The organism is Microbulbifer sp. SE14, assembly GCF_059834885.1.
The window spans coordinates 196,313-205,181 of sequence record NZ_JCBAJA010000007.1; the positions used below are offsets into that span (position 1 = coordinate 196,313).

Annotated in this window: 5 protein-coding genes; 3 read left to right on the forward strand and 2 right to left on the reverse strand. The window is 57.1% G+C overall.

Annotated elements, in window-relative coordinates; all coding sequences use genetic code 11:
• Positions 1–262: 262 nt before the first annotated feature.
• The 3 genes from AC6R19_RS07570 (at position 263) to AC6R19_RS07580 (ending at position 5,190) form a co-directional block, all read left to right on the forward strand.
• A complete protein-coding gene (locus AC6R19_RS07570) occupies positions 263–1,744 on the forward strand; it encodes an adenylate/guanylate cyclase domain-containing protein (protein ID WP_500579187.1) in 1,482 nt (493 codons plus the stop codon).
• 10 nt (positions 1,745–1,754) lie between these two features.
• Entirely contained in the window at positions 1,755–2,789 is a 1,035-nt protein-coding gene (locus AC6R19_RS07575; RefSeq protein ID WP_500579188.1) for a hypothetical protein, read from the forward strand.
• Between the two features lie 640 nt (positions 2,790–3,429).
• Positions 3,430–5,190 carry an SLC13 family permease gene (locus tag AC6R19_RS07580; protein ID WP_500579189.1) on the forward strand — a complete coding sequence of 587 codons (1,761 nt, stop codon included), beginning with the start codon at positions 3,430–3,432 and terminating at the stop codon, positions 5,188–5,190.
• Positions 5,191–5,420: 230 nt separating this feature from the next.
• On the opposite strand, the gene AC6R19_RS07585 is transcribed toward AC6R19_RS07580, so the two are convergent.
• A complete protein-coding gene (locus AC6R19_RS07585; RefSeq protein WP_500579190.1) occupies positions 5,421–6,467 on the reverse strand; it encodes an ATP-binding protein in 1,047 nt (348 codons plus the stop codon).
• A gap of 533 nt (positions 6,468–7,000) precedes the next feature.
• Entirely contained in the window at positions 7,001–8,578 is a 1,578-nt protein-coding gene (gene guaA / locus AC6R19_RS07590) for a glutamine-hydrolyzing GMP synthase (RefSeq protein ID WP_500579191.1), read from the reverse strand.
• Between the last annotated feature and the right edge of the window lie 291 nt (positions 8,579–8,869).

The window sequence follows — 8,869 nt, forward strand, 5'->3', positions numbered from 1 at the left end:
TCAGCCCCACGCCCGTCCTCGGCGAGCAGGCGATCGTTGGTGTTCGCCCCCCTGTTCCGGCAGAATAAGCGCACGCCGTCTGTGGCGATACAGTATGTCGTGGAGCCGGGTGGAGGCCCAGGCGGTCTGGTCATCCTCCAGCTTCGGACGCGAGGCGTGATCCTCGCCGGCGACAGTCCAGGATGTATTCGGAGTTGGCTAGCAATGGGGAGCACGCCAGTTGAAAACCAGGATCAAAGCCGCCCTGCGGAACGTCATCAGCGTGTTACAAACTCGTCTGGATCGGTTGTTACCCGACCATATCCCGATTGCGTTCAAACTGGCGCTGGTCATGACCCTGTTGCTGACACTGGGGATGGCGAGCCTGGGCCTGTTTATCGCCAATAGCCAGAATCGCCTGATGCGCGCTCAACTGGATGATTTCGGCCATACCATGGCGCTGCAGCTGGCGAAACTGGCCAGTGAGCCGATTTTGTCGGAGGACAGCCTGAATCTGCGCATGCTGACCGCCAACCTGGGCCAGGATGAAAAAGTCCTCGGCGCCGGTATTTACGCCCATAACGGCGAATTGCTGTCGGCGGCCGGTATCCAGCCGGGCCGGGCAGATACCGTTTTCGATACAGCCGGGGTCCTGTCCCGGCCCTGGTTCCGGCGCACGGCGGACAGCCCGCCGGAACGGCTGATCAGCTTTATCGCACCGGCTACCTACCGGGATGTCCGGGTCGGCTCGGCGGTGGTGACCTTGTCGGCGTCCCTGATGGATCGGGCCGCGGCCAGGGCCCGCGATGCGATTATCTACGCCACGCTGGCCATGACCTTACTGGCATCCCTGCTGGCCTATTGGCTGAGCCGGCGCCTGTCGCTGCCGATCCACCACCTGATGGAAGCCACCCGGGCCATCGACCGCGGCGACCTGGCGATCCGGATCGACGACCGGCGCAACGACGAAATCGGCTTTTTATTCGAAGGTTTCAACAATATGGCGGCCGGGCTTCTGAAGAAATCGCAGGTGGAGCAGGTCTTTTCCCGCTATGTGTCGAAAAACGTCGCCGACAGGGTATTGGCCAATCTGGACGAGATCCGCCTGGTCAGCCGGCCGGTCGAGGCGACCGTGCTGTTCGCCGATATCGTCGGTTTTACCGCGATGTCGGAAAAGCTGCGACCGAGTCAGGTCTCCGAACTGTTGAACGAATATTTCTCTTATATTTCAAGTGCCTGCTCTTTGTACGGCGGGGTGGTCGACAAATTTATCGGCGACTGTGCGATGCTGGTATTCGGCGTGCCGGAGGACGATACCGAGCACGCATTCAACGCGGTCAGCTGCGCGGTGTTGATCCAGCGGCTGGCGGCGCAGCTAAACGAGCAGCGCCGCGCCAACCGTCGGCCCGAGGTGCATTTTCGCATCGGCATCAACTGCGGTGCGATGCTGGCCGGCAACCTGGGTTCCGACGAACGGATGGAATACACCGTGGTCGGGGATGCCGTCAACCTCGCTTCCAGGTTATGCTCCGTGGCCCGGCCGGATCAGATCATTGTGCGAGAAGAACTGCTTGACATTCTGCAGTCCCGCGTCATCGCGCAGGCCGGACAGACCTTGCCGATCCGCGGCAAATCGGCGCCGGTGAGGATCTATTCGGTGCAGGATATCCACCCAAAATTTCAGCCGCTGCTGCAGGCCAATCTGCAGGAAGTGCTGAACTATCAGGCCAATCAACAAAACCGGTGGGCTATCGGCCATGCCTGATACCAGGTCAATGCTGCTATGGCTGTTACTATTGCCGCTGCTGCCGGCCTGCAGCCTTCTACCGATGCAACAGCAGGCGCTGGACGGTTTTCCGCCCGACGCGCTGCAACAGGTCCGCCGGCAGTCGGCCGAACTCGACCGGTTGCAGAAACTGGATATTGTGACGCCGGCCCAGCAGCGACAAATCAAACAATTGCACAGCGGGCTCCAGCAGTTTGAGCGTAACGTCATCCGCGCCGCGAGCCGACTCGAGCAACGGGACGACTGGCGCGGCGCCGAGCGGATTTTTCGTACTGTCATCCGCGCGCTGCCGGACAGCCGGATACTGAGTTCAGCGCAGCAGCAATTGACCGAGCGGCGCCAGTTGCGCGAAGAACTGGTGCGTATGGACCTGGCGATCCATCGCGGCGAGCAGTTGCTGAAAGACGCCGAGCTCTACCAGCGCCTGCGGCAGGTCAGCCGCGGCCCGTTGACCTGGCTGGAATTGAACAGCTATCAGCGCAAATGCCGTAAATCGGCAAAAGCGCTGCAGCGTCATGCACAGCGGGCATTGGAACGGCAGGACTATTCGCTGGCCCGCCGCGGTTTGCAGATTGCACAGCGTTTGTACGGCGACGACTATCAGAGCGACGATGTCGAGCGCGACCTGGCCCTGGTCAACCGCCAGCTTCGCCAGGCGAAGCACCAACCAGCCAAGGCCTCCGACAATGGGGCTGTCACGGAGTTGCAGCGGGCGCTGGACGCCGGCGATCTGCTCAGTGCGCGACGGCATCTGAGCCGGCTACGACAACGGTCGCCGCGGCATCCGCAACTGTCGCCCCTGCTATCGCAGTTCCGGGCGCAGTTAAACGCCCGGGTCGAAACTGCGATCAAGCGGGGCAATGATTTATACAGCCGTGGCGATATCGATCGGGCTCTGGACGTCTGGCGCGCAGCCAAAACCCTGGATCCGGACAATACCAAATTGCTGGCCAACATCGCCCGGGCCGAAAAAGTACTGCAAAACCTGCGAAACCTGTCGACATCGCCCACCACCGAGCTTTAGTCGCCAATCACGCCTTACCACAAATGTTACGATTGGAGACATTCTCAATCAGCCCCTAGTGCAGGCGCGCACGGGCGCAGGCTCACACGTACGATTAATGCGGTACTGGCGAGCGCTCCCCTGTAGAACGGCCCTGTGCCGGCGAGCCTGGCAGAAGCTGCATGCGGGCGCCTGATATCACCTATGTCGGGATAAAGGAGGGGTCTGTCTATCTATGGATCTATCCTTGCGTAAGAGTGTTGGGTGGGCATTCCACACCGCCGTGACCAGCTGCCTGATCACGGATTCTCCCGAGGCAGTAGCCAGGCAGAGGCCCGGCTGGCCCTGCATTCCGACGGAAGTGTCCACTAGCGTTCCCGCGAATATCGGCACCTACTGTTCTCGGGAGTTATTCGCGCCAGAGGGGTCGAAAAAGCGGACTACCGGATCACCAAAGCAATGGAACCATTCTTTACCGGAATTCAGGTCGAGTCGATCTACGCTGAAAACGTGACCAACGAACAAGGCGGAGTTCAGCGTAATAAGGCCCAGCAAATACATACGGGAACACTTACGACGACAGATGCGCCTAAAACATCGCGCGACAATTTTTACTAATCTCTTATGGATCTCTGCCAAGGACATTGGAATACAGAAGAAAATGGATCTTCAACAAATCGGCCTTATCACCATACTGGTTGCTGCATTATTTTTATTCGCATCTGGCTTTCTTCGCTATGATCTGGTGGCTGCACTAACCTTGATGGTCACAGTTCTTTTGGGGATCATCCCCTTTTCAAAGGCATTTTCTGGATTCAGCCATGCCGCAGTCATTACTGTCGGGGCAATATTTGTGATCAGTCGATCGGTTGAAAATACCGGAATCTTAACTGAGTTGGCCTCAAGCTTAGCGCTACGCAAGAAAGTCATCTGGAAGCAAATCGCCATTTTATGTACAGCAGTTGCTTTGCTTTCGGCGTTTATAAATAACGTTGGAGCCATCGCCTTGATGATTCCAATCACCCTGAAAATCGCAAGAACGAAAAACATTCCCCGGGGATTGATGCTAATGCCGCTGGCCTTTAGCTCTTTGCTGGGAGGATTAATGACACTAATTGGAACCCCACCGAACATCATTATTTCAAATTACCGGGCGACATATGAAACCGAACCATTCGGCTTCTTCTCCTTCACTCCAGTCGGCATCGGGTTGACCATACTTGGAATTATATTTATTTCCAGCTTAGGATGGCGGCTGATCCCTCTAACAAAAACCAAAAATAAAGACATCAATCGAGAACGATTTACCGTTGAATTAAGGGTTTCCAGAAGCTCACCACTGACCAAACTTAAGCTGGCACACTTAATCAATCAATATCAAGAAAAAATACAATTAATAGCACTGATAAGGGAAGAGGAAGCGATCCATGAAAATCTAGAACATTATTCCGTCAAACCGGATGACCTTCTGATTTTGGAAACTGACAAGTGGACACTCGGCATAATCTCAGATGAATATAAGCTGGCATTAGAGCCTCGACGACAAAAAAAACGCCCTACCGATCATTACTTAACGGAAATAACGTTACTCCCAAACTCTTTCCTGTGCCGCAACAATATCCGAGAATTAGAACTACAAGAAAAATATGGTTTTGAAGTGGTAGCGATCTCCAGGGGCGAGAAGACCATTACCAAACGTCTTAAAGAAATCGTCTTGGAACCTGGCGATGTACTATTAATCAAATCTGCCAATGAAATAACGCATGAACAGGCCACACAAATAGAAAGCGTTATCATTGACGAAACACGTGTTCGACCTTTCTCAATGAGAAAAACACTAAAGGTTTTTATTGTTTTTGGCTCTGCACTACTGTCGATTATAACTGGAATGGTAACGGTCGACGCGGCTTTTTTCTCGGCGGCAGTCATCATGTTATTGTTGGGGTGCTTGCGGCTTGACACAGCTTATCGCAGCATCAATTGGCCAATAATCATACTGATTGCTGCACTTATCCCAGTTGGTGAAGCAATCGAGTCGACAGGAACGGCAAGGTTAATCGCTCAATCAATATACTACTACGGACAGAATTTCCCAATCTATATCAATCTTTTTGTTTTAATAATGATTACCATGTTGCTTTCAAATTTAATCAACAACGCCGCCGTTGCCTTGATATTTGCACCTATTGCCATACAGATTGCCGGCGACTGGGATGCGTCGGTTGACCCTTTTTTAATGGGGGTTGCAGTGGGTGCCTCCTGTGCATTTTTAACCCCAATTGGTCACCAGTCAAATGCGATGGTGTTAAGCCCAGGCGATTATCGGTTTTCTGATTATTGGCTAATGGGGTTGCCACTGAGCCTTATCGTGGGAATCATGGGTACGATTTTCACCATGCTTGTTTGGCCATTTTTCCCTTAAAATTGCATTGGACATTTGTCAGGTCCATGGTCGTCGTGGAGAGGAGGACGATGGGCAGATCTCACAGGGCGTCGCCCCGCAGATCCGCCCGGCAACCTCCAGCCCCGTCATCCCGGGCATCACCTGGTCGAGCAGCACCAGGACGTAGGGCGCGCCCGCCCCGGCAGCCCGCGGCAGTTCGTCCAGGGCCATGGGGCCTGCGCTCCAGATTCAACAGGCTGCAGGAAACCTCAGACATAGGGAATCACAATCTTTATCGCTGTGCCCTTGCCCACTTCCGTTTTGATCTGGATACGGCCCCCGTGCTTTTCCACCGCGTACTTCACCGCGTCCATGCCGACACCGCGACCGCTGACTTCCGTCACCTTTTCCTTCAAACTGAAACCCGGCAGAAAAATCAGATTCACCAATTCATCCTGGCTGGAGCGGGCTGCATCCCGTTTGCTGATCAGGCCGCGGCGCACGGCAATGTTGCGCACCTGGCGGCTATCAATACCGGCGCCATCATCGGCGATGCACAGCACAAACATGCCGCGGTGCTGCCGCGCCATCAAGTGCAGGCGGCCGCGTTCCGCTTTGCCCGCAGCCAGTCGCTTCGGTGAGGATTCAATGCCGTGGTCCACTGCGTTGCGAATCAAATGCAGGAGGCTGGCGAACAACAAAGTCATGCCGGTTTGCGGCAACGGCACTTCGCCGCCGCTAAAATGGATGTCGATTTTCTTGCCCAGTCTGCGCGCCAGCATATCGGCGGTATCCAAATACTTTTTTAACACCGGCGCCATGGTGGTGTTAGGTGGTACCTGCACCTTGTCGTAAAGAGTGGGGATTGTCTGGTTTTGCAGCTTTTCTGCCGAGCCCTGTTGCGGTGGGATGGGAATCAATGGCCGGGCATCCACCGCCAGTTGCTCGTTCGGCTGCGATCTCCTGGGCGATTTTCTGTTCTTCGCCGCAGACAGCTTGCGCAAGCCGGCAACAACCTCCCTGCCCACCTTCTGCGCCGACTTTTGCAGCCGCAGCCGCTCCATTTTGGTCAGGGGCTCCCGGCGGGTTTGCAGTTTGTGCAGATGATCCTCCATGTTATGGGCCGCCGCCACCGCTGCATCCAGGGCGTACACCGCCAACACGCCTTTGAGGGTGTGGACAAAACGATAGAGATCGTTCAAATCGATATGGTCGTGGGGTCGCTTCACGCCGGTGGAAATACAGCGCAACAGTTCCTGCACTTCGCTGACAAAAATGGAATAACTTTCGCGGTCGAGGGCCTGTTCACTGCTCATATGCACTCTTCTTCTTGTTGCGGCCTTGAAGACGCCGGCGACAGATCGTGACCCGACTGGGCAGTGCAGTTTACAAAAGGAACCGCGGAAGGATGATGCCCCAGGCAAATACCAAAATGGAAACGCCCCGATACGCGCCGCCACAAGGCAGTGTAATTTTTAATCATCCCCAAAACGGATATCGGCGTCACAGATTTTTAAGGACTTGCGCGACTCGTCCTTGAAGAGTTCGCGCAGCGGCTCCCCCCAGTTCGAACTGCATGGGCGTGCGCAGAGGTCATGGCTCATGCTGGCCGGGAACAGGGCTTGGCGCAGCTGGCCGCCTCCCCGGGCCTCCCTGAACTCGTTCTCGCCCCGCTTCAGTCCGGCGGCTCTATGGTGACACGCGTGGTGTCATCCCGATATGGACCTTCAAGTGGTAGCGGAGGGTTCGGGCTGGATGACAGCCGCGTTTCCGGGACTGCCGGGCGACTGGGAGCCCTATTCCAACCGCCCGCATTGGATGTATGCCGACCGTGCCAGTCACGGGCAGGTCACTCCCACTCGATAGTCGCCGGCGGCTTACTGGACACATCGTAGGTCACCCGCGAGATATGCTCTATCTCGTTGATGATGCGGTTGGAGACCTTCTCGATCAGCTCATAGGGCAGGTGCGCCCAGCGCGCGGTCATGAAGTCGACGGTCTCCACCGCGCGCAGTGCGACCACATATTCGTAGCGGCGGCCGTCGCCGACCACGCCGACGGATTTGACCGGCAGGAACACCACAAAGGCCTGGCTGGTCTTGTGGTACCAGTCCGCCTTGTGCAGTTCCTCGATAAAGATGGCATCCGCCTCGCGCAGTATATCCGCGTACTCCTTCTTCACTTCACCGAGGATGCGGACCCCCAGGCCCGGGCCCGGGAAGGGGTGGCGGTAGACCATGTCGTAGGGCAGGCCCAGTTCCAGGCCGATCTTGCGCACCTCGTCCTTGAACAGTTCGCGCAGGGGTTCCACCAGTTCGAACTGCATGTCCTCCGGCAGGCCGCCCACATTGTGGTGGGACTTGATCACGTGCGCCTTGCCGGTCTTGGCCGCGGCGGACTCGATCACATCCGGGTAGATGGTGCCCTGGGCCAGGAACTTCACGTCCTTGAGCTTGGACGCCTCCTGGTCGAAGATTTCGATGAAGGTGTTGCCGATAATCTTGCGCTTGGCCTCCGGCTCATCCTCGCCGGCCAGGCGCGACAGGAACAGGTCCTCGGCATCGGCGCGGATCACGCGCACGCCCATGTTCTCGGCGAACATCTGCATCACCTGGTCGCCTTCGTTCTTGCGCAGCAGGCCGTTGTCCACGAACACACAGGTCAGTTGGTCGCCGATGGCCTTGTGCAACAGCGCAGCCACCACCGAGCTGTCGACGCCGCCGGACAGGCCCAGCAGTACCTTGCCACTGCCCACCTGCTCGCGCACCCTGGCGATGGAGTCCTCGATAATGTTCGCCGGCGTCCACAGTTTTTCACAACCGCACAACTCGATTGCGAAGTGCTCGTAGATACGCATACCCTGCAGGGTGTGGGTCACCTCAGGGTGGAACTGCACACCGTAGAAATTCTTCTCCGCGCAGTACATGCCGGCGATAGGACAGGATTCGGTGGAGGCCATCAGCTCGAAGCCCTGCGGCATCTTCACCACCTTGTCGCCGTGGCTCATCCACACGTCCAGCAGCGCGTTGCCGTCGTCGTCGATATGGTCCTTGATATCGTGCAGCAGCTTGGACTCGCCCTCGACTTTCACCTGGGCGTAGCCGAATTCGCGGACATTGCTGCCCTCAACGATGCCGCCCAACTGGTGCGCCATCGTCTGCATGCCGTAGCAGATGCCCAGCACCGGTACGCCAAGCTCGAACACCACCTGCGGCGCCCGTGGCGAGCCGGGTTCCGGCACAGACTCGGGGCCGCCGGCGAGAATGATGCCCCGGGGGTTGTACTCTCGGATCTCCTCGTCGCTCATATCGAAGGCGCGGATCTCGGAGAAGACCCCCAGTTCGCGCACGCGGCGGGCGATCAGTTGGGTGTACTGGGATCCGAAATCGAGGATCAGGATGCGGCTGGCGTGGATATCTTGGCTCATGGTTTACTCAACTTTTACGAGGTGAGAGTTCCTAAACGTCAAACGGACCCGGCGGGTCCGTTTGTTATTAAAATCTGATGCTTCTTTGTAGGAGCGGCCGGTGGCCACGATCTGGTTCCGGAAGCCCCCTCCCCCAGCCCTTCCCCCGCAAGAGGGAGAGGGGAGCAGGATGGCGGCCGCCCCGAGTCCCGAGTCCCGAGTCCCGAGTCCCGAGTCCCGAGTCCCGAGTCCCGAGTCCCGAGTCCCGAGTCCCGAGTCCCGAGTCCCGAGTCCCGAGTCCCGAGTCCCGAG